This window comes from Ferruginibacter sp. SUN106, assembly GCF_050611765.1.
GTDB lineage: Bacteria > Bacteroidota > Bacteroidia > Chitinophagales > Chitinophagaceae > Ferruginibacter.
The window spans coordinates 755,365-778,547 of record NZ_JBODJC010000003.1 but is presented as its reverse complement, the minus strand read 5'-3'; the positions used below and the strand labels follow the sequence as shown (position 1 = coordinate 778,547).

Below are 23,183 nucleotides of genomic sequence, written 5' to 3'. Positions count from 1 at the left end.
TTGAAAATTGAGCATTGATTATTGAACATTTTTCTTGCAAAGCATAACAACAAGAGAATAGAACTAATCAGCAGAAATCATTAATTATTCATTAACGGCGTGTTTTACATCCTGAAGAAAATATTTTATTCCCTTCTTGTGCTACTCGGCGTGGTACTCCTTGTATTCATCATGTTCCAGGGCTTTGGTGATCCAGCAAGAATGATAGTAGGACAAAGCGGCGATAAAAAAACCATGGATAATATCCGTAAAGATCTGTACCTGGATCAACCCAAATGGAAGCAATTGGTTTTATACCTCAACGACGTATCACCCATCTGTTTACATACACAAGCCGATATTGATAAAAAAGAATTGAAAGGTTTTTTTATTGGTGGCGAAAATAAATTCGGTTTAAAAATGCCTTACCTGCGCCGCAGTTACCAAACTAAAAAAGCAGTAGGGCAGTTATTAATGGAAGCATTGCCCGGTACTTTGTTGCTGGCATTTGCAGCTATGTTATTTGCTACCATCATCGGTGTCTTACTGGGAGTAGTAGCCGCAGTTAAACGAGGTACCTGGCTGGATAGTAGTGCAGTGTTTGCCAGCATTACCGGTATATCAGCACCTTCATTCTTTATGGCCATTATTATTGCCTATTTCTTTGGCGTGGTGCTGCATGATTATACCGGTTTAAATTTAACGGGCAGCTGGTTTGAAATAGACGAAGTAACCGGTGAAAAATATATTACGCTTAAAAATCTTATCCTGCCTGCATTCACATTAGGTATAAGGCCGCTTGCTATCATCACTCAACTCACCCGAAGCGCTATGCTTGATGTTTTGAACCAGGATTATATCCGCACGGCTTATGCAAAAGGCCTTAGCAAACGCACTGTTATTTTTAAACATGCTTTACGTAATGCACTTAATCCTGTGATCACCGCTATCACCGGATGGTTTGCAGAATTATTGGCAGGTGCTTTTTTTGTAGAATATATTTTTGGCTGGAAAGGCATCGGCAAAATAACAGTAGACGCATTGGAGAAATTGGATTACCCTGTTGTAATGGGTTCGGTGTTGTTAAGTGCCTGTATTTTTATTGCTATCAATATTGTTGCTGATGTATTGTATGGCGTGGTGGATCCAAGGGTGAAGATGAGGTGATTCAGTAACGAAAACTGAAATGGATAGGTTAATCATCAACATTCCGTTTTTAATTACTAAACTTATAAGCCGGCAATGAAATACTTGCTTATTGCATTTTTTCTTTTACTTTTTTATGTTCCACTTTTAGCACAACATAATCAGCTAAAGGGTACCTGGTATTCTGCCGACCAGGAGATAATGGTAATTGAAGATACTTCTGGCAGGTTAGAAAATTTAATGCAGCGGGGAGAAGATTTTTCTAATTTAGTGGTTACAAAAAAGGCCATTAGTTTTCGCAGGCAATATTATTCCTCACGCACTAACTACAATGTATTATACACAGATAAATTTGATTTTAAAATATTAAATTGTAATGATTCAGTATTAACAGTAATGCCTGTCTCTGATTTTTCTAAAAAATTCTTTTTAAACAGAGGTACAATCAGGTTTGTAAAGAAGCAGTATTGGATCTCAAAAGATCTGAAAGTAGGCAAAGTTTTTTTTCATAGCTCTGAATGCTTTGGCTCGTGCCCGTTGATTGATATTGAAATTGATCCGGATCGCACTGTGAAATATAAGCTTGGGGGATTTGCTACGGAAGCTGCAAAAAGTGGGCATTTTATAGGGAAAATGCCTGATTCTACCTACCAGTTTTTTTTATTGCTGCTACAAAATTGCCAGCTAGAAACATTAAGATGGAATTCCGTTCAATGTTGCGACGGAGTGGTGGTCACTTTAATTTTCTATTTTAATAAAGAAAGAAAGTATTTAAAATCAATGCTCCCTTCTGTGATCACCAATGATATGCTGGATTTCTTTTACACCATAGAATCGAAGGTAGTGTTTAAGAGGACTGACGAAAAATTTTATATGGAAGAATAATTGCAATTTAACTAAGCATACCTGAAGTTTATAATAATTAAAAAATAGTACAGCCTTTATTCAATGAAAAAAAACATTTGGAAAATATTAAAAATACTTGCCGTTCTTTACATTGCTATCTGCGTCCTCCTGTACTTCCTCCAGGAAAAATTAATCTTCTTTCCGGAAAAATTAGATCCGCAATACCGGTTTAGTTTTGATCAGAACTTTAAAGAACTTAACATCATAACAAAAGACAGTAAAAAATTAAATGGATTGTTGTTTACAACAGATAGTTCTAAAGGATTGATTTTTTATTTACATGGCAATGCAGGAGCATTAAATTCCTGGGGAGACGTAGCAAAAACCTATACCAGTTTAAAGTATGATGTTTTTATGCTGGACTACAGGGGGTATGGCAAAAGTGAAGGCTCTATTAACGGACAGGAACAAATATTTAAAGATGTACAAACAGCTTATGATACTATCAAACATTTATACAAGGAAGATAAAATTATTGTATTGGGGTATTCAATCGGCACTGGTCCCGCTGCAAAATTAGCGTCAACCAATGGTCCGGAGTTATTAATTTTACAGGCTCCTTACTATAGTTTAACTGATATGATGCGGCATACATATCCTTTAATTCCCACTCTTATTTTAAAATATAAATTTGATACCGATGAATATATTACCGGTTGCAAAATGCCGGTGGTGATTTTTCATGGCGATGCAGATGAAGTTATTTATTACGGCTCGTCAGTAAAACTAAAAACAAAATTTAAACAACAAGACACTTTAATAACGCTTGCAGGGCAGGGGCATAACGGGATAACCGAAAACCCTGATTATATACTACACCTGCAAAAAATATTAGCACAGCAAAAATAGAGTATCCTTTTAGCCACCATACATTTCCATTTGCAACCTTGTTTCTTCAAGATCCAGTTCACGTTCTATCTTACGCAACACTTCTTCACTGGCTTCTCCTGAGCGATGCATCTTTTCCAGTGTTTGCCTTTCCATACCAATAAGATCGATTTGCAATTTGGTAAATTCATTAAACACATTGCCAGCCAACGTTTTTCCTTTACCAAAATAATTGGCGGGCAGGTCGGTTCTTTGCAGGCGGTTGTATTTTACCTCGTATTTACTTTTAATATTGTGTAGTAATTCGTCCTGCAGCAGCGACAGGTTTTCTTCGATATGCGTAATGATATTAGTGGCAACCTGTGTGCGTACTTCATATTCCTGCGCTACAGCCGAGTAAGGTTCAATTTTCATTTTACGAATGATCCATGGTAATGTTAAGCCTAACAATACCAATGTTGATAATATTACACAAAAAGAAAGATAAATGATGAGGTTACGATGAGGAAATGCGCTGCCATCAGGTAAGGTGAGTGGTATAGCTAAAGCTGCAGCCATCGATACCACGCCACGCATGCCAGCCCATCCAAACACCACCATATTTCGGGGATCAAAAGCTTCTTTTTCTCTTATGCGTTTACTTAAAAAGCGAGGCAGCAAAGCTGCAGGAATCACCCATATAAAACGAACAATGATCACTACAAAACTTATTACCAGTCCGTACAATACCAATGCGCTAACCGGGTAATCACCAATGCCCTGCATTACGCTGCGTAATTGTAAGCCGATGAGTACAAATACAAGCCCGTTTAAAATAAATATCACTACTTCCCAAACAGAGTAAGCCATAATGCGGCTTTGGTTACTGAATATTTCACTTGAACGGAAAGAAAGATACAGGCCTGTAGTAACTACAGCCAGCACGCCGGAGAAATGAAATTGTTCGGCCAGTAAATAAGAAGCAAAGGGTGCTAAGAAAGTAAGTGTTACTTCTATCACCGAATCGCAAACAAATTTTTTATGAATGATATACATGATATAACCTATTGCAAGCCCGATAGCAATGCCTGCCGCCGCCACCATTAAAAAATTAAGTCCTGCTTTCCATAAAATAAAATTGCCTGCAGTAATGGCTGTTAATGCATATTTATACGCAACCAGGCCACTGGCATCATTTACTAAACTTTCACCTTCCAGTATCGTTATCATTCTTGGGTTTAAGCCTAAACCCTTGGTAACAGAAGTAGCAGCCACCGCATCCGGGGGCGAGACAATAGCACCGATAAGAAATGCAGCAGGCCAGCTCAGATCAGCAATAAGCCAATGAGCTGCCATTGCCACAAGTGCAGTGGTAAAAATAACCAACCCTATTGCGGCTAAGCTTATTGGCCGCAGGTTAGCTTTAAATTCGTGCCAGCTGGTATTCCATGCAGAGGCATAGAGCAGGGGCGGTAAAAAAATAATGAATACCACTTCGGGGCTTAATGCAATTACCGGTAAGCCGGGTATGATGCTGATGCAAACGCCGCCCAGTACCAATGCAATAGGTAAGGGGAATTTGTACTTGTTGCTTAGTAAGCCTAAAAATACAATGCCAAATAATAAGAGGATGATGATCGCTATGTTTTCCATTACTGTAAAAATAATGAAGTGAGCATATTAGCATAATTTTTTTTTGACTCAAAGCATTTTTATTTTCAGCTAAAAGCCCTTTTAAAGGCAAATATTTTACACAATTTTTATTAAAGGTTACATCATTCACAGATTACAGCAAATAAACTACGGTAAAGATTTTTTATACCAGTAAGTCAGGTAGATTTATAATCGGTTACATGATTTAGTCTTGCATTATATCTGCAATAAAAAACATAATTATGGTAAATATCAATCAAAATAACAGCGAGCCCATCTACCATCTTATAGCTATACTGGAAGATACCAAGAGGGTATATTTAAAAGCGGCAGAAAAAATAAAGGATGAAGTATTATCAGTATTGCTGGAAAGTTTTGGTTACCAGCGGGGCAGGTACAGTAAAGAACTGCAGCAACTGCTGCGCCAGTCTGGTGCCACTTCTCCAATTGATCAGTTTACGCTGAGTCTTTTGCACCGTAGCTGGATGCATTTAAAAGCAGCGTTTAAATTCGGGCAGAAAGAAGCCGTGATAGATGCCTGCATTAAAGGAGAAGAAGCGGCACTTGAAAATTATACGCTGGCCTTGCAACAGTTGCAGGATAATGATGAAGTTAAAATACTATTGTTACAGCAGGCCAATGGCATCACCACAGTTTTAAATACTATAAAAGAGTTCAATGGTAAAACCAACACAGGAATTTAAAGAATTGCTATAAATCAAAAGTATATGATTGCTACTATAAATCAAATGTTGCAAAATAAATTGCAAAGCCTGGTGTCATTTCTATGCCAGGTAAACAAAGGCTTTGATGCCATTGCTGAAGAAATTGATTGCAGTAACCTTAAAACGGCGATGATGGCTGTGGCACTGGAAAGTAAGCAGTATGCAAAAGAAATTAACGACCAGTTGCAGCATTGTAATATCACAGTTCCGGTAGAAGATACCGATCAGCTCTGGAGAAAAATAGAATTGAATATACAGGAACAGGCTGATAATGCAAAGGGTAGTGAGATAGTGGCGCTGTGCAGTACCTGCGAAACTTATTTCAACAAATTTTATGAAGCTGTTTTAGCAGAAAATCTTCCTGTTAAAAATCTTAAAGCAATAATTACATTTCAATTGTATGCCATTGAATGTGCTTTTATGAAAATAAGGTTATTGAATACGTTAAGATTTAGCGCTTAATAAATATACTCACCAATAAATAAAAAATTATGACAAATAAAAGTTTTTTTAGCTTACGATTATGGAGTACAGCAATTATTTTAGGCACTACTATTTTAAGTTGCAATAGTGATGATTATAATAAGAGTGCTTCAACAACACCGGAAGACACAACATCATCAACAGTAGCAACACCATCTGCCGCAGCACCGGATACTTCAAAAATGATTGGGATGGATAGCACTGCCAATAATAAAACAGGCATGGCAAAACCTAATCCTGCAAAAAAAGGTTTAAAGGGAAAAGTAACCATATTACCTCCGCCTGCAGCAGTTGCCGGCGCTAAAATGGAAGTGGATAACGCTGGCGTATATACTAATACAGAAGTGTTTCCTTCTTATCCGGGTGGCAATAAGGAATTGCAGAAATTTTTCAATAAAAATTTAGAATATCCTGAAGATGCAAGTGCAAATGGTGTTGAAGGAACGGTGGAATTGAGTTTTGTGGTGGATGAAACAGGCAAGCTTACCAGTCCGCAGGTAGTAGGACAGCCATTGGGATATGGATTGGAAACGGAAGCTCTGCGTGTGATAAATAAAATGCCGGTGTGGAATCCGGGACAACTGAAGGGTAAAAATGTTAAGACCAGGTTTACATTGCCTGTAAAATTTGTATTGGAATAATAGGGTATTCCTATGCTAAAAAAACCGTCTTATCTTTTGATGAGACGGTTTTTTTTATGACAATTTTTTTTTGAATTTATTTTGCTCTTCTTAACCACCAGCCCAGCCACAGGCCTGTGACGCCCCATGATACCAGGGCATCTGTAAAGTGTGCCATCAGGTCGAAACTGCCATACCAGATATGCATGGTGTAAGGGATATTAAAGAAAACAATTAACCCTGTTCCCAAACTGCCCAAAAATATAGTACTAAAGGACGGCGATGGTATTTTTGCCAATAGCCAGCAAAGTAACCATACTACCAGTATATCAATCAGCAGGCTGCGCCCCATATTCATAAACATATGACTCATGCCCGGCATACTTTTATGATATACAACCTGTGCCCATGGTTTCCCTTCCATGGTTTTCATTTGTTTTTCCATTTCCTCCCTGGGAGTATTAGGTGCAAACGTAGGCATCATATAAGCCCCGTCTTCGTTGAACTGCGTACCCAGGTAAGTCAGTATGCTGTCTTGCTTGGGCGTATATTGCTGTTGTGCCTGGTGAAGGTTAAGCGCTCCCCATGTAAGGAACTGCCATGCAAAAATGATAATGCCACCAACTAGGGAAGCCACGATTGTTTTTTTCATTTTACAAGTTTTGGTTAAGACAAACAAAATAAAAAAGAAAATCGGAATTAGGAAATGGAAAATGTACGCAGTAGTAAATGCAAATGATACAATTACACTAATTAATAAGGGATGTAATTTTACTTAAGGTGTTTGCCAAAAAAATCCAATGTTCGCTGCCAGGCTAATTTAGCTGCTGCTTCATTATAACGGGCAGGGGCTGTATCATTGTGAAAAGCATGGTTAACGCCTTCGTATTGATATATCTCGTAGGTGATATTATTCTTCTTCAATGCTTCTTCATATGCAGCTGTGCCTGCATTCACTCTTTCATCAAGGCCGGCATAATGCAGCTGGATGGCTGCTTTTATCTTACTCACATCTTCTGTTGCAGGTTGCTTACCGTAAAATGCCACAGCGGCTTTTAATGAAGCTACATTTACAGCCAGCGTATTGGCCATGCCGCCTCCCCAGCAAAATCCCACGCAGCCGGTATTGCCATTAAAGTCCTTTCTTGTTGCCAGGTAATCAAAAACGTTCATGAAATTTTTTAAATTATTTTCCGGTTTTAGTTCCTGGAATTTTGTCCTGGCTTCGTCTTCATTGGCAGGTAAAGCGCCTGCGGCAGATAATGCATTTGGTGCAATGGCCAGGTAGCCTGCTTTTGCTGCCCGCCTTGCCACATCTTCAATATGTGCATTCAATCCACGGTTTTCGTGAATGATAATAACAGCAGCATATTTCTTTTCTGCTTTAGGCCTTGCTACGTAGGCTTGCATGGTGCCGGGTACACCCGGGTAAGATATCGTTTCAGTAAACAGGTCATCCTGGTTAGTTACCGCAGCATTTGCATAGCTTACTTCAATCAATGGCAATATTGACATAGCTGCAGCAGTACTACCGGTAATCAGTACCAGCTTTTTTATAAAATCACTACGGCTAAGAGGCTTGTGAGTATATTCGTCGTAGAGATTTATTATTTCCTGTTTCATACAAAGTATTTTTTGCACTGTTAAGATACAGGAATTAAATAAGTGATGTTTGTATTTTGACAATTATTTAATAACAGTGTTGCCATTTCAAAGCGTATTTGCAGGCGGTTGCGAATTTAAAACTATTTCACTAACTTGAATCACCAACCTTAACTTACTAATCATGAAATACAAACTTTCCCTCCGGGTCGTATTCCTTTTATTTTTCAGTATTCATTTACAGGCGCAAAAAATGGATATCAGTTATATGAGTTCAGGAGGCAAACTCAATCCATTGCAGGCTATCATGGATATCAGGCATTATACACTGTCGCTGGATGTGAATATCGATCAGCAATCAATTGATGGGTATACCGAAATTGACCTGCTGTTAAGCCATAAAACGGATACCCTTTTATTTGACCTGGTACACTTTTTAAAAGTGAAAAAAATAAGTGTGAATAATAGCAATGCCAATTTCTTTCAGCAGGGAGATTATATTTATATTACCAGTAACAATGGTTTTAATGCCAGTAAACAAAAAATTAAAATTGAGTACGGCGGAAAACCTCCCATCGCAGTTCGTCCTCCGTGGAAAGGTGGTTTTACTTTTACTAAAGATACCAATGGTAATCCATGGGTGGCTATTAACTGCCAGCTGGAAGGCGGCAAAGTGTATTATCCCTGTAAAGATCATCCCAGTGATGAACCTAATGAAGGAGCTGACCTTATCATCACCGTTCCTGCAGGGCTTACTGTGGCAGGGCCGGGTTTGTTACAGTCGGTTAGTAAACCAAAAAATAATAAGCAAACCTTTCACTGGAAAACGAATTATACCATCAGCAATTATTGTATCCTTTTTAATATAGCTAAATACAAAATTTACAGCAGTACCTATACAACAGTTAATGGCAATAAAGTACCCATACAGTTTTATGTATTAGAAGCAGATACTGCAAAAGCTGCTCATGTATTGGAGATACGTTCAAGAGATTGCCATATTTTAGAAAAATATTTTGGTGAGTATCCATGGATAAAAGAAAAAATGGGTATTGTGTATGTACCCAATCCTGGTATGGAACATCAGACAATGATCTCTTACGGTGACAGGTTTACTTATAAAAATGTAAACGGGCAGGATTACTCAGATAATCTCTATCACGAGTTTGGCCACGAGTGGTGGGCTAACAAAGTTACCAATAAAGACTGGGCGCATATGTGGATACAGGAGGGAATTAATACTTATGCCGAAGCATTGTTCTTCAGGGAAGTAGCGGGAGAGCGTGCTTATGATTCGGTGATCAATCTTTTTAGATCAAGTATTGCCAATAGAAAACCAATAGTACAGGGAGACGCAGTGAATACAGCCGATACTTATACTGGTGATATTTATACCAAGGGTGCATTTTTTATGCATACGTTAAGGCATGTGATCGGCGATGAAATATTTTTCCCAACATTAAAAAAACTGGCTACGGATACCAGCTACACGTACAACCACTTTGTTACTACTGATGACGTGGAGCAACTCTTTAGTAGAGCATCTGAAAAAGAACTGAAACCTTTATTTGATTTTTATTTACGTACTACTGAAAAACTGGATATTGCTATTTCACGTACGGGGTATAATGAATACACGGTACAGTTTAAAAACCTGCCGATGGAATTACCGATTGATATATTAACCGACGCAGGAACAGCGCATATGATGATAAAACTAAAAAAGCTGAAAATTAAAAGTACATTTCCCCCTGTAGTTGATGCAGCAGGATTTTATTTAAAAAAGATTGTGATTGAGTAGAACAGGAGTATTTTATCTTTCAATACAATCAATTGATCTCAGTATCTTTTAAAACCTGTAGCAAATCTGTTAGCCTGTCATCTTCCAGGTCTTTAATGGTATATTCCTTGTGCAATTTTTTGCCCTCTCTTAAAGAAACCACAAATGAATTGCGTATGGCCTGCACGGCAACAAATTTTTGTTCCGGCCGTAGTCCAGGTTCAATTGAACGGGAAAAGATAAGGTCCTGCATAGAATTTCCTAACCTGAAAAATTTATCAGCACCTTTTCTTTTTAATTGATGAATAAAAATGGTTAAAGGAATAAGCCGGTCAAAACCAGGATCATCATCAATCAGGCCATTATAAAATTGCACTGTTTCTATCCAGGAGTCACTGAATTTTGTTGCTATATCCACGGGTGTCGCATCCATCTGAAGTAGTTGTGGATGCAAATATAAACCTTCTGTAAGGCTTTAGCAGAAGTTTTGCTGTACGTTTTTATTAATGCAGCAAGCGGAATGATTTTGCAGTACTCGTGCCAAACACCTGCATCGTATAAATTCCTTTCGCTATGATTGCAGGTAATGGAACGTTCAGCTGATTTACGCCCTGTATAACCATTATATCCTGCAAGAGTATTTTTTTACCGCTTACGTCGGTTACCAGCAATTGTAGCTTATCTGCAGTGGTGCTGGTTATTTTTAATTCGATACTATTATTTCTTATAGGATTTCTCAGCAATACAATATCATTTTGCAGCGTGGTGCTGTCTTTAAATAAAATTGTATTACTGTAAGTGACAGCCCCGTTTGCCGCAATCATTTTAAGACGGTAATACAGCACTGTTGCTGTTATTGTGTCTGTAAAATAATATTGTGTATTGCTGCTGCCGTTCACAGTCCCAATCTTACTGAACTGAATACCGTTACTGCTTCTTTCAATTTCAAATTTATCGCCACTGCTTTGATTAGCAGTAAGCCATTGCAATTGACTGATAGTATTATTTCGATTGCCATTAAAAGACAATAATTTTATTGGAAGCGGACCGCTGAGTAAACCCATTTTTAAACCATTGCCAAAACTACTCACCCATATCTCATTTGAATTAAATGGATTGAAGAAAACTCTTTCCGGTTGGCGGAAGGGATACGCAGTTACCAATGACCATGTTGGTGTTGTTGCATTTATGTTATTACTCAGCCAAAGCCCTTGGGTTTCTGTTGTCAGATAAGCCTGTGTTAATTGCGCAGGGTTAAAAGTAATGGAAGTCACCCTGTCGAATTGTGTACCGGTCAATTTTGTCCATGATGCGCCACGGTTAGTGGTTCTGAACAATCCTCCTCTGCCATTAGGTGCGCCGCCCCAGCCACTGAATACGCAAACGTACCAGGTGTTTTGTGTGGGATCAGAAGGATCGATGATAATATCTTTTGTCCAGTATTGCATATCCGCATGAGAAACATCCGTCCAGGTATTACCAACAGGATCGTAAATAAACACACCTGAGCTTGCAGTAAACGCACCACCCGGATTTCTTCTGCCCGAATACGTACACACCATCTTGCCATCATTCAACACCACAATACTTGCGGGGTGCCCTTCTGTACGTGGCGGGTTTGCCAGTTTAGTCCATGCAGAACCGGCCAGGTTGTTCAGGTCATTCGTCATCCATATACCTCCTTGCCCTGCACCTGCACCATAGTGTATAACGCTGGCGTACATACGATTTATATTATTCGGATCTGTGGCCACCCAAAATACCGGGTGGTTAAATAAATGCAGCAATTGCCATGCAGCGCCATTGTTGGTAGAGTAAATTATTTTACCTCCTGCATCGGTAACATCTAAAACAGCATCCTGCAATCTTGTGCTCTGGTACATATCATGTATGCCTGATGTGCCTGCAAACATAGTGCTGTTGCTTGCATGTTTTGCAATGCGGTACATACTGTTGGCGGTATGCCCCGTAAAATCAAAACTCCAGCTTACGCCGCCATTGGTACTTCTTATACCATTGATATCAGAAAATGCGCTGAACATGTTATTGGCGTCCTGCCAGTACACCTGCCATGATGTAGTATTTTCTAATCCAACACTTCTGTAATACTGTTTGGGTGGAGTGGGGGCATTGGCCGGATGTTCATCTGCTGCATTTACATAAGCCTGTTGCCAGGTGGTACCACCATCGCTGGTTTTATGTACAAAACCAAAATCGCCAAATAAAACTTTATTGGCATTATTAGGCGCCACACTAATTCCAAAGCAGGTTTCTCCGTAGCCCCAGCCTCTGTCGCCGCCCTGGCCCGACCAGCCCGTTTTTATATTTTGGTTATTCGCAGTTATAAATACCTTGCTCCAGGATGTGCCGGCGTTAGTTGTTTTCATTACTAAGTTACCGCCGGTATTATCATCACTGCCACCAAGATAAACGGTGTTGATATTATTTTTTGCCATGCTCACATACATCACAAAATCGCTGGCAATGGTGATGCCTGTCATTTTTGGTGTCCACACATTTGTACCGGCATCTAAGGCATATACTCCTTTAGCAAAACCATAATAATCCCATGGAAAAATGCCGTTGTATATGTCTGTTGTATTTGCAGTAACGCAAAAAAATCTTGTTACTGCACCAACCTTTGCCCCGGCAAAAGAAAAAATAGTTTCTGCAGCAGGCATACCTGTGGTAGCAAGAAATGAGAATGAACTGCCGCCATCAGAAGAATATAAAATACCTTCATTGGTACCAATATAAATATTGCTGCCATCAAAAAATACTCCGGCAACAGTTATGCCTGCGCCGCTGTTTGCTGCATTTTTTATCAATGAAAAAGTTACCCCGTAATCATTGGAAATATACAGCGCACCGTAATAACCAATAATAACACGGCCGGGGTTGTTGTAATCTGCTTTAAACGCATATACATCTTCGCCTGCCAGAGGATTGCCGGGTACTGCATTCCAGGTGCTGCCACCATCTACAGTGCGTACAGCATAATTAATGTTGCCATCATTTGCAATACAGTATGCCGTGTTACTGTTGCTGGTAAATTCATAGGTAGAAATATTGCCGGTCTGTAATTTTGTAAATGGTACTTGTGTGTAAGTAGCGCCATAATCTGTACTGTGAAAGAGCTGGCTCATATCACAGGTTACATAAAACTCGTTATCATTAGCAGGATTAATAGTAGGATAGAACATGCTGCCACCACCACCAACGCCACGGGGCAGCCAGCTATTCGGCTGCGCCATGGGTTGAAGACTTAACAGGAAAAAGAATAACGACAAAACAAATCTAATGGGGCTAGTAGTTCTTGTCATAGATATTGGATAAGGCGGTTGCAGACAAACAGGAGCAAATATTTTGCCACATTGGGAAGATTAGCCCGATGTTTAAAAATAAACAGCAAAAGCCGTAGTTTTCCTAAGTAAAATTTACTGGTTTTCACTTTGGCAAAAGTATTTTCAGAATTCAAATTATTCAGAAACAGGTAGCAGGTAATGCATGAACCGGGAAATACCTGCGCATATATTCTGATGATTTGTTTAACTTACCAGTTGTAAATTTTTAAAGCATGCGTATAGAAAATGATATCAAACTTGGTTTTAAAGATGTGATGATTCGCCCAAAACGTTCAACACTTAAATCACGTGCAGAAGTTTCTTTGGCCAGGAAATTTCATTTCAGGCATGGCGGTAACCAGTGGGAGGGAATTCCCATCATTGCTGCCAATATGGATACGGTAGGTACTTTTGAAATGGCTGCGGTACTGGCACAACATCAGCTGATAACAGCAGTGCATAAACATTATAGCGTGGAGCAATGGAAAACATTTATACAATCGTCGCCAAAGGAAATAATAAATTATATCTGTGTAAGTACTGGCACAGCAAAAGCAGACGCTGAAAAATTACACCAGGTCATTACAGCTTGTCCGTCGCTGCGTTTTATTTGTATTGATGTAGCTAATGGTTACTCCGAACACTTTGTGGGTTTTGTAAAATGGGCAAGAGAAACTTATCCTGATAAAATAATTATTGCCGGCAATGTGGTTACAGGAGAGATGGTAGAAGAGTTATTATTGTCGGGGGCAGATATTATTAAAGTAGGTATTGGCCCCGGTTCTGTTTGTACCACACGTGTTAAGACCGGTGTGGGCTACCCGCAGTTATCTGCTATTATTGAATGTGCGGATGCAGCGCATGGTTTAGGTGGACAAATTATTTCTGATGGAGGTTGTAAAGTACCTGGTGATATTGCCAAAGCATTTGGCGGCGGTGCCGATTTTGTAATGCTGGGTGGCATGCTGGCCGGCCATTCAGAAAGTGGAGGCGAATTAGTGGAAGATGAACATGGCAAACAATTCAAATTATTTTACGGCATGAGTTCGGAAACAGCCATGAATAAATATGCCGGTGGCGTTGCAGAATACAGGGCGTCAGAAGGTAAGACCATTAAGATGCCTTACCGTGGGCCGGTAACAGAAACGATACTGGATATATTAGGAGGCTTACGTTCCACCTGCACTTATGTTGGGGCGTCTTATTTAAAAGAATTGACCAAACGCACTACATTTATACGGGTGCAGGAACAGCACAATGAATGGTTTGAAGAATAATGAATTCCGCTACTTTATAATTCCAGTTTATGAATGGTACAATAAAAATGGGGGTCGCAGTCAGAAACCATGCAACCACCTAAATGAATCTCGCCTTTTTGAGCCTTGTTAATCATTTCCTTGCCAGGCTTGCCATATAATATTCTTACAATCTTATCAACATGATTATAAGGGCATTTTGGAATATAGTCTTTTGGATAATTATACTTGCAGGGTAGAGGGTATGTTACAGTAAGATTTATGGCCGAGCCCTTGTTGACATATAGACTGTCAATTTTTAAGCTACGGGCAGTTGAATTAAATGAAAATAACTTCAGGTTATAATATCCCTCTTCAAGTTCATTGATAGTATAAGTGCCGCTTTTAGTTACAGTTGTTCTTTTTATAGTTGTTAGCTTTTTATTGACGTATATTTCTAAAGAGTAGGGTTTATTAGTATCTGCAATGGTGAGATCAAGTTTTATCTTTCCGGATTGGGAGAATGAAAACAAACTTATGAATACGAAGAATATGGTAAAAGTAAATTTCATTTTTATTTTGTAGTTATAAACGCCTGGGTTTTTAACGATCATTATTTTATTTATTCAAAGATCGGGTGTCATTTTTCTTAAGCACAATTTTTTTCCACACCACATCGGGTAGTACCGGCTTTAATAATTGCCCGATATAATTTTTCGGAAAATTTTCTTTTATCCCGAATTCATCAGGCTCCTGTGGCGGGCATACATAAGTGCCGAACAGTTTATCCATTATTGGAGAAATGTTGGCGTAATTGCCTGCATCTCTTTCTATGTCGTGGTGCCAGTGATGCAATTCAGGCGAACCGATCAATATTTTTAATGGCCCTAGTGGTAATCTTACATTAGAGTGAATATAAATAGCCCATATGCCACGGAAAGCAACAATTGCAGACAATGCTTCTAGCTGAAACCCCATAATAAAAGCAGGCAGGTTGATCAGGCCCACGGTGTAAATAGAATCGAGCGGATGTTCACGATGTGCTGCCAGCCAATCTAAATGTTCGGCGCTGTGGTGCACTTTATGAAAGCGCCATAAAAAATCTACTTTATGCTGCAGGCGATGTGCCCAGTAAATTAAAATATCACTCAGGAATAATACTTCAACAGATTGCAGCCACAAAGGTTGTTTCTGTATCAATGTCCTGAAATTAGGATCAATGATATCATCTAACCAAAAGCTGAAATAATTCAGCAAGGTTAAAACCAAACCACTCCACACTAAGTATTGCCCCAAAAAATAACAGAGGTCTAATACCCAATGTTTGCGGAATATTTTTTGCCCGGGCTTTGCAGGAAATACTTTTTCCATTGGAATAAATACCAACACTAAAAATAATAAACTGGCACCTGTTGCCAGTAACAAATTTAAAAATGACATGGCTTAGTTTTTGAGTCGTTTAAATTTTTTGATATCAAATTTTGGGGTATCAATCGCAAGCTTCGTTTCCTTAGGTGTAAATATCATTCCTGATTTTGAACTACTCATAATTACAGGAGGTGTTGCCCATTCAGGAAATTTTTTCTTCTTTTTTATTATGCTATCAAATAGGTTTATTTTTTTATCTACCAGTACCATCGACTTGGAAGAGTACATCATTAATCTTTCTGATGAATCCATAGTTGATGGTAATAGGGAATCCAGTCTGGCTGGCTTGATAGTGCCACCATTATGACTTGTTTGAAGATCGGAGCCCTTACCTGACAGGTAAGTTTCAAAACTGCCGGTACGGTATAATAAAAAAGCAGTGATTAAAAATATAAAACTAAAAAGGGTGAGTGCTTTAACGAGCCTGGAGTGTTTTATCATTAGTTGGTGTTTGTAATTGGTACGATGCAGTTTTTTATGCCATTACATAAACAAAACGGGTATAAAATTTTAACCGATTAATAAAATATAAGCACCGTTTGCAAACTGTTACTTTTCTTTCGGTTCACTTCCGGCTATTTTCGCCGGCAAATAAATACAATGAAAAAATACATCGTATCAGTGGCTGTTATTTTTTGCAGCCTTTTCTTTGCGGCCTGCAATACAGCAACACCCGAAAACTATTTTGACAGGGCTGTTTTAAACAGTAATATGCTTAGTGGTTTTGCCGGAGAAGGACAATTAAGGCAAATGGAATCTCCTTCAGCAAAAATGGATGAGAAAGGCCAGGCGGTTCCCGGTAAAAGATTGAAAGAACTTAACCAGAAGATCCAATTTGTAGAAGAAGAGTACAAAAAGGTAAAAAGTTTAAAGGAAACAGAAGATGCCAGAGATATTTTGCAAAGTTCAATCGCCTTATACAACCTGGTAATACCGGTGTATAAAACCGAATATACACAATTGGCAACAGCGTTTGATAATGGCGTAGCAAAGGAGCAGCTGCAGCAACAAGCTAAAGCTATAAACGAAAAATATTTTGCACAATATCAATCACTCTACAATAAACTTATTGCAGCAGGAAAATTATATGCTGCAAAACATAACATTAAAGTGAACTGGGCTGAGAATTAAGCGTTGTTGCCGGACGTAATATTTTTTCACGAAGCTTTAAAAAAGGTTTTTCAATTAACTTATTCATCAATAGTGCAACCAGCAACGATGTTATAATGCAGATGAAAAACATAATGGTGCTGTCTTTTGCAATATGTAATGAGGAAAAATATTGCTGCGTTAAATGAATAGTTATTTTATGCGTTAAATATAATGCATAAGATAAGGTGGCAATGGTTGAGGTGGCTTTAGATTTTAAAGTATATAAAATACTATTGCGGCAAACAGCTCCCAAAACAATACATCCGAAACCAAGGTCCACCAACGGAAAACCAAAAACTGATGCGCCGAATGATTCTTCATTGCCGCATACAAAATAAGCTATTGCAAAAATGAGCATACCTGCTAATAAAAAAAAGTTGCCGTTTTGCTGCACCCGTTCTTTAAATTCCGGCCTGAACTGCAGCATCGCTGCAATTGAAACACCAATCAATAATCCATCAAGCCGGGAGAAAGTAGGGTAATACAGCCACTTGTACCAATGGATTGTAAAATTATCATCGTCAATAAACGGAGCTACAAGTGAGTGCCAGCAATAAAGCCTTACTGCAATACCTGCAAAAAATAAAAACAACAGCAACCAATACCCTTTTTTTATCGCTTTAAAATAAACCAGTGCTATCAATATCAGGGGAAGCAATAAATAAAATTGTTCCTCTATACAAAGCGACCATGCATGCGAAAAAGTCCCCTGCTTACTAATGTCGAGCCCGATGTTTTGTGTAAAGGTCAGGTATTTCCAAAGCGGGGCAGGGGCTTCTCTTTCTCTGAATGAAGGCAATAAAAAATAAATGGCTACCACAACCAGGTAGGCAGGAATAATTCTAAAAAAGCGTTTGGTAAAAAATTCGGGGAAAGATATTTTTTTATCCTGCGAAATTTTTAAAAATAACTGCGATGCAATTAAATAGCCACTCAATACAAAAAACAGGTCAACCCCAGTCCAGCCAAATTTTCCAATACTGGTTACCCATTGCGGAGATGGAAAGATAATACCATAATGAAAAACAAAAACCAGCAGTATGGCAAGGGCACGAAGATGATCAAGCCCGTAAAGTTTATGTTGTAATTGAGGCTGCTCCACTGCTGCTGTATAGGGATGAAATGGTTTTTACTATCAGTTGCTGGATTTTTTCACATATTTCGTCAATATCACAATCATCGAACCATTTACTCTGCCTTCAATCTGTTCTGCATTGTCGGCCACTAAATGTATCTTACGTACTATGGTACCCACCGGGGCATTGAATGTGGCTCCTTTTACATTGAGGGTTTTTGTAAGCACCACATTATCTCCGTTCTGCAATACGGCTCCAAAACAATCTATATGTTTTACCAGGTCATCGGGGTTGGCATCATCGCCGGAAGCCTTGGCCCATTCCAGGGTTTCGTCGTCTAAATAAGCAATGTCTAAAAGATCCTGCACCCAATCCAGTTGCTTTAATTTATGCAGCATGCGCCACGAAACTACTTTAACTGCCGGTACCTCACTCCAGATGCTGTCATTCAGGCAACGCCAGTGATTGGCATCTGCAGTTTCAATATTTTCCATCTGGGTGTTACAGGCAGGGCATATCCATATATGATGTTCTAACTTGTTACCCGGGCTGAAGGGGACAGGAAAATCGATGCTGGCATCGTCAGAACCACACAATTCGCAAATATTGTTACTCCTTTTCTGTAGTTCCCTTTCAAAGCTCATGGTATTGCTGTTTAATTAAAGTGGGCGAAGGTAATAAATTTATTGCAGAGGCTTAACCAGGGCTTGTATGTTGGCGGTAGTAAAATAAAAAATATTTATGCAAAAACAGTGATTGTTGAATCTTACCAATTGCCGGGAGACAATTAACAATTTATTTTGATCTGGCTTTGTATTTTGTAACAACCACTTAACTGAAATAATATGAGCAAACTTTCCACCCTCGCCATTTGTTTTTTTCTTTTAGCAGCCATTACAACAGAAACTTCTGCCCAGCGGACCGCCACTAAACGTTCTTCAACAAAACTAAGGACAGTTGCGCCGCATTGTTTATCAATAAGAGTGGACGAAGCGGCAGATAGTACAAACTTTGCCAAGGTAGATTCAAAAGTTGAGAAAGACATTCTCAGCGATGTTTTAATAAAAAATGAAAGTAGTAAAACACCAAAGCCGGAATTCGCACAAACCAAAGCTATAAATATCGCTGATAAATGCGATGCCTATCCATGGATATCTTCAGATGGTTTACGCTTATATTTTAATTCTAACCGGGATGGCGGTCATGGGAATATTTATTTTTCCCGGCGTTCATCGGTAGACCAACCATTTGAAGCACCGCATAAAGCTTTTCCTTCTTTAGAAAATAAATATTATGCCGTATCACTTACAGCCGATGAACTTACCATGATACTGACCCTGGAAGGTTATACTTTATATATTGCTACAAGAAAAAGTGTTACAGAAAATTTCAGTACACCAAAAGTGATTGAAGAACTGAAAGACCGCAGGTTATTTGCTCCCGGCATATCTGCCGATGGCAGTGAATTAATGGTTATTGATTGCACAGGCGATAATGATACTAAGACTATAAAATCGGATGGTACAATACGGTATGTAAAAAATGCTGCCGGTATTTTTACCAGGAAAGAAAGACTAATTGTGCCGGATAATAAAGTGGTTGGCCCCGGGCAACTGGGCAAAGATGGCCTGACCTATTATTGTAGCCTTAAAAATCCTGCCGATCAAACAGAAAAGCTGTATTGTTTTAAACGTGCAGATAAAAACAGTGCATTTAAATTAGCCAATGAATTACCGGCCGAAATAAATGTAACCAAGGCAAGCCTGCAACCCTGCTTAAATGGGGATGGTACTGTTTTGGCTTACTGCATTAATAACAGTGGTATGTGGGATGATGATGATATACGGGTTGTGCAATTGGATAAACTATCCGCAGAAGAAAAAGGAACAGAACTAAAACCATTGGTGGTGGAAAAACAATTGCCTTTGCAAGGCCAGGGAATTAAGCTGGTATTACAAACCCTGGTTTTAAATTCATCTTCATTTACCTCAACAATACAAGCGCCGGCAATGGCTGCTATGCCTTTGATGTTGACTGCAAAAAACATTAATGATAAACTTGTGGCAGTTAGTGTTTATCCCAATCCGTTTAATAACTACCTGGTAATAACATTTGCCAAACAACCTGCTTCGCAAAACTTATGGATAGAATTGTTTGATGGTAATGGAAGACTGGCATTTACCAAAAAGATCTCTGGCAGTTCCACACAAATCAAGACAGGTAATCTGCCATCAGGTATGTATACTTATCGTATAAGCAGTACCGAAGGTATTATAGCCAAAGGGCAGTTGATAGGAACAAAATAAACTATGGCTTCGGAATACCTTCGTGAACAATGTTGCCATTAACAATGTTCAACCCTTTCTTAAGATCCTTATTTAGTTCGCATGCTTTTTGCCAGCCCATGCCTGCAATTTTGAGTACATAGGGTAAAGTAACATTCGTTAATGCTAATGTGGATGTATAGGGCACAGCACCAGGCATATTGGTAACGCAATAATGTACCACATCATCAATGATATAAGTGGGATGTTCGTGTGTGGTGGGTTTAGTGGTTTCAAAGCAACCACCCTGGTCAACAGCTACATCTACCATCACAGTTCCCGGGTGCATTTCTTTCAACATGCTTCTTGTAATTAATTTAGGAGCCTTACCGCCGGTTACCAAAACAGCGCCAACAATAAGATCATGGGTTTTAATATGCCGCCTGATATTGTATTCGCTTGAAAATTCGGTTACCACATGGCTGGGCATTACATCATTTACATAACGCAGCCTTTTCATATTGATATCTAAAATGGTAACATGAGCGCCCAGGCCTGCAGCCATTTTTGCCGCCTGGTACCCAACAACACCTGCGCCTAAAACTAATACTCTTCCGGGAGGCACACCAGGCACACCGCCCAGTAATATGCCTTTTCCTTTGATTGGCTTTTCTAAATATTTTGCGCCTTGCTGAATGGCCATTCTGCCTGCTACTTCGGACATGGGGGTTAACAAAGGCAGCGTACCATCTTCGTCTTCAACGGTTTCGTAAGCAATGCAAACGGCTTTGCTGCTGATCATGGCTTGTGTAAGTTCTTTACTTGATGCAAAGTGAAAGTATGTAAATAAAACCTGGTCTTCTTTTATCAATGCATATTCTTCCTGTACCGGTTCCTTCACTTTCACAATCATTTCACTAAGGCCATATACTTCAATATTTGAGGAAATGAGCGTGGCACCTGCAGTAGTGTAATCTTCATCTGTAAAACCGCTGCCCTCACCGGCGCCTGCCTGCACGTAAACAGTATGGCTGTTTTTTACCAGTTCAAATACGCCAGCCGGGGTTATGCCCACACGACTCTCGTTGTTCTTAATTTCCTTTGGAACACCAATTTTCATAAGTAGGTTAAATATGGGGTTATAGAATATGTATTTAAAGCGGCAAAAACTCTATTGAAATTATAAATTAAACTCTGTTTTACAAACATCGGTTATTTTGTAATTTGTTTTATTCTAACGAAATGAATAAATATCAAACAGGCTTTTAAGCTTTATACAACCGATTGCATTGATTTTAAACAATGATTATTTTAAATTCGAAAATCTTTAAAAACTTTTATACTTATACAATTACTGCTTTTTTAGCGTTTGTTGTTACTTTGGAGAGGAATTTGCCTACTAGTTAAAAAACAAGCATTATGAAACTACGATTCTTAATTGCAGCTATTTTAACTGCTGCAACATTTACAGCTTTTTCACAGCAATTCGATCCTTCTTTAATACCCTACCGTCATGGTGATTTATGGGGCTATGCCAACCCCGACAAGAGTATTGCCATTAAACCCACCTATAATGAAACCAACTGGTTTGTTGCAGGGTATGCTGTGGTTAAAAAAGGTAACAAATATGGCTATATTAACAAAGCGGGTAAACTGGTGATACCATTTAAATTCTATTCTGCCAAGCCATTTACCTATGGTTATTTTGATGATAAGGGAAAACATACCGCAGGGGGCAAGCTTACAAAAAATAAAGACACCGTTTTATTTGCAGGAGCTTCATTAAAACCCAATGGAGCTGAAGTGTGTATTGATACAAAAGGATTGGTAATGTCTAAATGCCCGGCTATTAATGAAAACAGGCCGGGAAATAATGAGGAATTGGTTACTATTACCAGGCAAAAGGAATATAGCCTGGGGGCTAATTCCAATGTGTATGATAAAATTACAGATGATTATAAATTAGCGGGGGATGAGCATACCTATTATATTGGTTTAAAAAACAATCACTATGGTTTAATCAATAATACTTTTGATGTGTTGGTGCCATTTGAATATGATTCCATAAAAAAAATAGAGGTTAATGGAAGTACGGCCCTGCTGGCATCAAAAAATAATATGCATGGTATGTTTAGTGGTAACGGTACGGCTTTTATACCTGTGGAACAGGCAAAGCTATCGTACATTGTTCCAAGAAGCGGTACTGCATATTTCATTGAATCGAAAGATGGCATGACTAAATTAAAAGATGCCAATCAACAGGATATTATTAACGCTAATTTTTCTGACATTGTGTATGATGAGAATCGTGGTTTTGTGTTAACCGGTGCAGATAATACCAAGGGCTATTATTACCTGGATAAAAAATTCATTGCTCCAAAATACAGCGAGGTGAGGTCCATAAGAGGCGGTAACTATTTGCTGGTAAAAACTACTGCAACAGGAAAGACAGGTTATGTTAATGCAGAAGGAGTAGAATACTTTGATGAATAATTATTTTATAGAGCACTTAAAAAGCTGTTTCATTTTTTGAAACAGCTTTTTTTATTTTGTAGTTGATTTATTAAAATAATTCAGTTGGTTTGGATGCTTTCATATCCCTTGTATTTTTTTGCACTGCTATTGCTGCAAACAAACTCAATACAAAAGACATGGCATAAAACCCTTTTTCACTTTTTTCCAGTTCGGCATTCCATAAACCTACGGCGAGTAATACAATAGAAAGCAGGGTAGAGAACCAGGCTATACCGTAATAAAGGTTAGTTACGGGAATGCCTTCCAGTTGGTCACGTACAGCTTTTTGTACGGAGATAGCAGCAAATAAGCCAAACATCAGTACAGTGAAGTAATACCCTTTTTCATTAAGCTGCATACCAGCATTCCATAAGCCGGTATTAAATGCAATTACACCAATAAATAAGGCCAGCCATGATGCTGCAATAAAAGCTGCTGAAGGCGGTTGAATTTGTTTTTGTTCCATAAT

At 38.8% G+C, this 23,183-nt stretch carries 23 protein-coding genes; 11 read left to right on the top strand and 12 right to left on the bottom strand.

Annotated elements, in window-relative coordinates:
* Positions 1-99 precede the first annotated feature (99 nt).
* From ACQ334_RS14855 to ACQ334_RS14845, 3 genes are all read left to right on the top strand, one after another.
* Positions 100-1,146: an ABC transporter permease gene (locus ACQ334_RS14855; RefSeq protein WP_430989026.1), complete on the top strand. Its 1,047-nt coding sequence runs from the start codon at positions 100-102 to the stop codon at positions 1,144-1,146.
* 75 nt (positions 1,147-1,221) lie between these two features.
* Positions 1,222-2,010: a DUF6438 domain-containing protein gene (locus ACQ334_RS14850; RefSeq protein WP_430989025.1), complete on the top strand. Its 789-nt coding sequence runs from the start codon at positions 1,222-1,224 to the stop codon at positions 2,008-2,010.
* Between the two features lie 63 nt (positions 2,011-2,073).
* On the top strand, positions 2,074-2,880 hold the full coding sequence (locus ACQ334_RS14845; protein ID WP_430989024.1) for an alpha/beta hydrolase: 807 nt from the start codon (positions 2,074-2,076) through the stop codon (positions 2,878-2,880).
* Positions 2,881-2,889: 9 nt separating this feature from the next.
* Here ACQ334_RS14845 and ACQ334_RS14840 read toward each other — a convergent pair whose 3' ends face one another.
* On the bottom strand, positions 2,890-4,491 hold the full coding sequence (locus ACQ334_RS14840) for a Na+/H+ antiporter (RefSeq protein WP_430989023.1): 1,602 nt from the start codon (positions 4,489-4,491) through the stop codon (positions 2,890-2,892).
* 242 nt (positions 4,492-4,733) lie between these two features.
* Here ACQ334_RS14840 and ACQ334_RS14835 point away from each other — a divergent pair, with 242 nt between their 5' ends.
* The 3 genes from ACQ334_RS14835 to ACQ334_RS14825 are packed head-to-tail and all read left to right on the top strand — an operon-like array spanning position 4,734 to position 6,340.
* Entirely contained in the window at positions 4,734-5,195 is a 462-nt protein-coding gene (locus ACQ334_RS14835; protein ID WP_430989022.1) for a PA2169 family four-helix-bundle protein, read from the top strand.
* Between the two features lie 24 nt (positions 5,196-5,219).
* Positions 5,220-5,678, top strand: a complete 459-nt coding sequence (locus ACQ334_RS14830; protein WP_430989021.1) for a hypothetical protein — start codon at positions 5,220-5,222, stop codon at positions 5,676-5,678.
* Positions 5,679-5,707: 29 nt separating this feature from the next.
* Complete coding sequence (locus tag ACQ334_RS14825) at positions 5,708-6,340, top strand: energy transducer TonB (RefSeq protein WP_430989020.1); 633 nt, start codon at positions 5,708-5,710, stop codon at positions 6,338-6,340.
* 76 nt (positions 6,341-6,416) lie between these two features.
* On the opposite strand, the gene ACQ334_RS14820 is transcribed toward ACQ334_RS14825, so the two are convergent.
* Positions 6,417-6,971, bottom strand: a complete 555-nt coding sequence (locus tag ACQ334_RS14820; protein ID WP_430989019.1) for a hypothetical protein — start codon at positions 6,969-6,971, stop codon at positions 6,417-6,419.
* Positions 6,972-7,090: 119 nt separating this feature from the next.
* Entirely contained in the window at positions 7,091-7,942 is an 852-nt protein-coding gene (locus ACQ334_RS14815) for a dienelactone hydrolase family protein (RefSeq protein ID WP_430989018.1), read from the bottom strand.
* Between the two features lie 163 nt (positions 7,943-8,105).
* Here ACQ334_RS14815 and ACQ334_RS14810 point away from each other — a divergent pair, with 163 nt between their 5' ends.
* Positions 8,106-9,722 (top strand): M1 family metallopeptidase, encoded by a 1,617-nt coding sequence (locus ACQ334_RS14810; RefSeq protein WP_430989017.1) that lies wholly within the window; start codon positions 8,106-8,108, stop codon positions 9,720-9,722.
* A gap of 28 nt (positions 9,723-9,750) precedes the next feature.
* Here the strand turns inward: ACQ334_RS14810 and ACQ334_RS14805 are convergent, their stop codons facing one another.
* Together ACQ334_RS14805 and ACQ334_RS14800 are read right to left on the bottom strand one after the other, a co-directional pair.
* Positions 9,751-10,134, bottom strand: a complete 384-nt coding sequence (locus ACQ334_RS14805; protein WP_430989016.1) for a hypothetical protein — start codon at positions 10,132-10,134, stop codon at positions 9,751-9,753.
* A 70-nt stretch (positions 10,135-10,204) separates the two neighbouring features.
* Positions 10,205-13,024 (bottom strand): hypothetical protein, encoded by a 2,820-nt coding sequence (locus ACQ334_RS14800; RefSeq protein WP_430989015.1) that lies wholly within the window; start codon positions 13,022-13,024, stop codon positions 10,205-10,207.
* Between the two features lie 254 nt (positions 13,025-13,278).
* Here ACQ334_RS14800 and ACQ334_RS14795 point away from each other — a divergent pair, with 254 nt between their 5' ends.
* Positions 13,279-14,322 (top strand): GMP reductase, encoded by a 1,044-nt coding sequence (locus ACQ334_RS14795; protein ID WP_430989014.1) that lies wholly within the window; start codon positions 13,279-13,281, stop codon positions 14,320-14,322.
* Positions 14,323-14,336: 14 nt separating this feature from the next.
* Here the strand turns inward: ACQ334_RS14795 and ACQ334_RS14790 are convergent, their stop codons facing one another.
* From ACQ334_RS14790 to ACQ334_RS14780, 3 genes are read right to left on the bottom strand one after another with little or no spacing between them, the layout of a single operon-like run.
* Positions 14,337-14,852: a hypothetical protein gene (locus ACQ334_RS14790; RefSeq protein ID WP_430989013.1), complete on the bottom strand. Its 516-nt coding sequence runs from the start codon at positions 14,850-14,852 to the stop codon at positions 14,337-14,339.
* 46 nt (positions 14,853-14,898) lie between these two features.
* Complete coding sequence (locus tag ACQ334_RS14785; RefSeq protein ID WP_430989012.1) at positions 14,899-15,720, bottom strand: sterol desaturase family protein; 822 nt, start codon at positions 15,718-15,720, stop codon at positions 14,899-14,901.
* Positions 15,721-15,723: 3 nt separating this feature from the next.
* On the bottom strand, positions 15,724-16,149 hold the full coding sequence (locus ACQ334_RS14780) for a hypothetical protein (RefSeq protein ID WP_430989011.1): 426 nt from the start codon (positions 16,147-16,149) through the stop codon (positions 15,724-15,726).
* Between the two features lie 159 nt (positions 16,150-16,308).
* Here ACQ334_RS14780 and ACQ334_RS14775 point away from each other — a divergent pair, with 159 nt between their 5' ends.
* Positions 16,309-16,839, top strand: a complete 531-nt coding sequence (locus ACQ334_RS14775) for a hypothetical protein (protein ID WP_430989010.1) — start codon at positions 16,309-16,311, stop codon at positions 16,837-16,839.
* On the opposite strand, the gene ACQ334_RS14770 is transcribed toward ACQ334_RS14775, so the two are convergent.
* Entirely contained in the window at positions 16,814-17,962 is a 1,149-nt protein-coding gene (locus tag ACQ334_RS14770; protein ID WP_430989009.1) for an acyltransferase family protein, read from the bottom strand. The two genes, ACQ334_RS14775 and ACQ334_RS14770, sit on opposite strands and share 26 nt — an antisense overlap.
* A 33-nt stretch (positions 17,963-17,995) precedes the next feature.
* Entirely contained in the window at positions 17,996-18,580 is a 585-nt protein-coding gene (locus tag ACQ334_RS14765; protein WP_430989008.1) for a PhnA domain-containing protein, read from the bottom strand.
* Positions 18,581-18,781: 201 nt separating this feature from the next.
* Between ACQ334_RS14765 and ACQ334_RS14760 the strand changes: the two genes are divergently transcribed.
* Positions 18,782-20,242, top strand: coding sequence for a T9SS type A sorting domain-containing protein (locus ACQ334_RS14760; protein WP_430989007.1), 1,461 nt, complete (start codon positions 18,782-18,784; stop codon positions 20,240-20,242).
* Position 20,243: 1 nt separating this feature from the next.
* On the opposite strand, the gene ald is transcribed toward ACQ334_RS14760, so the two are convergent.
* Positions 20,244-21,320: an alanine dehydrogenase gene (ald, locus tag ACQ334_RS14755; RefSeq protein WP_430989006.1), complete on the bottom strand. Its 1,077-nt coding sequence runs from the start codon at positions 21,318-21,320 to the stop codon at positions 20,244-20,246.
* A gap of 299 nt (positions 21,321-21,619) precedes the next feature.
* Here ald and ACQ334_RS14750 point away from each other — a divergent pair, with 299 nt between their 5' ends.
* A complete protein-coding gene (locus tag ACQ334_RS14750) occupies positions 21,620-22,693 on the top strand; it encodes a WG repeat-containing protein (protein ID WP_430989005.1) in 1,074 nt (357 codons plus the stop codon).
* 70 nt (positions 22,694-22,763) lie between these two features.
* Here the strand turns inward: ACQ334_RS14750 and yiaA are convergent, their stop codons facing one another.
* Positions 22,764-23,180 carry an inner membrane protein YiaA gene (gene yiaA / locus ACQ334_RS14745; RefSeq protein ID WP_430989004.1) on the bottom strand — a complete coding sequence of 139 codons (417 nt, stop codon included), beginning with the start codon at positions 23,178-23,180 and terminating at the stop codon, positions 22,764-22,766.
* Positions 23,181-23,183 lie beyond the last annotated feature (3 nt).

What these genes read in the sequence shown, in the direction of transcription:
- ACQ334_RS14850 (WP_430989025.1), top strand. Translation starts at nt 1,222, where the DNA reads ATGAAATACTTGCTTATTGCATTTTTTCTTTTACTTTTTTATGTTCCA.
- ACQ334_RS14845 (WP_430989024.1), top strand. Translation starts at nt 2,074, where the DNA reads ATGAAAAAAAACATTTGGAAAATATTAAAAATACTTGCCGTTCTTTAC.
- ACQ334_RS14840 (WP_430989023.1), bottom strand. Translation starts at nt 4,491, where the DNA reads ATGGAAAACATAGCGATCATCATCCTCTTATTATTTGGCATTGTATTT.
- ACQ334_RS14835 (WP_430989022.1), top strand. Translation starts at nt 4,734, where the DNA reads ATGGTAAATATCAATCAAAATAACAGCGAGCCCATCTACCATCTTATA.
- ACQ334_RS14830 (WP_430989021.1), top strand. Translation starts at nt 5,220, where the DNA reads ATGATTGCTACTATAAATCAAATGTTGCAAAATAAATTGCAAAGCCTG.
- ACQ334_RS14825 (WP_430989020.1), top strand. Translation starts at nt 5,708, where the DNA reads ATGACAAATAAAAGTTTTTTTAGCTTACGATTATGGAGTACAGCAATT.
- ACQ334_RS14820 (WP_430989019.1), bottom strand. Translation starts at nt 6,971, where the DNA reads ATGAAAAAAACAATCGTGGCTTCCCTAGTTGGTGGCATTATCATTTTT.
- ACQ334_RS14815 (WP_430989018.1), bottom strand. Translation starts at nt 7,942, where the DNA reads ATGAAACAGGAAATAATAAATCTCTACGACGAATATACTCACAAGCCT.
- ACQ334_RS14810 (WP_430989017.1), top strand. Translation starts at nt 8,106, where the DNA reads ATGAAATACAAACTTTCCCTCCGGGTCGTATTCCTTTTATTTTTCAGT.
- ACQ334_RS14805 (WP_430989016.1), bottom strand. Translation starts at nt 10,134, where the DNA reads ATGGATGCGACACCCGTGGATATAGCAACAAAATTCAGTGACTCCTGG.
- ACQ334_RS14800 (WP_430989015.1), bottom strand. Translation starts at nt 13,024, where the DNA reads ATGACAAGAACTACTAGCCCCATTAGATTTGTTTTGTCGTTATTCTTT.
- ACQ334_RS14795 (WP_430989014.1), top strand. Translation starts at nt 13,279, where the DNA reads ATGCGTATAGAAAATGATATCAAACTTGGTTTTAAAGATGTGATGATT.
- ACQ334_RS14790 (WP_430989013.1), bottom strand. Translation starts at nt 14,852, where the DNA reads ATGAAATTTACTTTTACCATATTCTTCGTATTCATAAGTTTGTTTTCA.
- ACQ334_RS14785 (WP_430989012.1), bottom strand. Translation starts at nt 15,720, where the DNA reads ATGTCATTTTTAAATTTGTTACTGGCAACAGGTGCCAGTTTATTATTT.
- ACQ334_RS14780 (WP_430989011.1), bottom strand. Translation starts at nt 16,149, where the DNA reads ATGATAAAACACTCCAGGCTCGTTAAAGCACTCACCCTTTTTAGTTTT.
- ACQ334_RS14775 (WP_430989010.1), top strand. Translation starts at nt 16,309, where the DNA reads ATGAAAAAATACATCGTATCAGTGGCTGTTATTTTTTGCAGCCTTTTC.
- ACQ334_RS14765 (WP_430989008.1), bottom strand. Translation starts at nt 18,580, where the DNA reads ATGAGCTTTGAAAGGGAACTACAGAAAAGGAGTAACAATATTTGCGAA.
- ACQ334_RS14760 (WP_430989007.1), top strand. Translation starts at nt 18,782, where the DNA reads ATGAGCAAACTTTCCACCCTCGCCATTTGTTTTTTTCTTTTAGCAGCC.
- ald (WP_430989006.1), bottom strand. Translation starts at nt 21,320, where the DNA reads ATGAAAATTGGTGTTCCAAAGGAAATTAAGAACAACGAGAGTCGTGTG.
- ACQ334_RS14750 (WP_430989005.1), top strand. Translation starts at nt 21,620, where the DNA reads ATGAAACTACGATTCTTAATTGCAGCTATTTTAACTGCTGCAACATTT.
- yiaA (WP_430989004.1), bottom strand. Translation starts at nt 23,180, where the DNA reads ATGGAACAAAAACAAATTCAACCGCCTTCAGCAGCTTTTATTGCAGCA.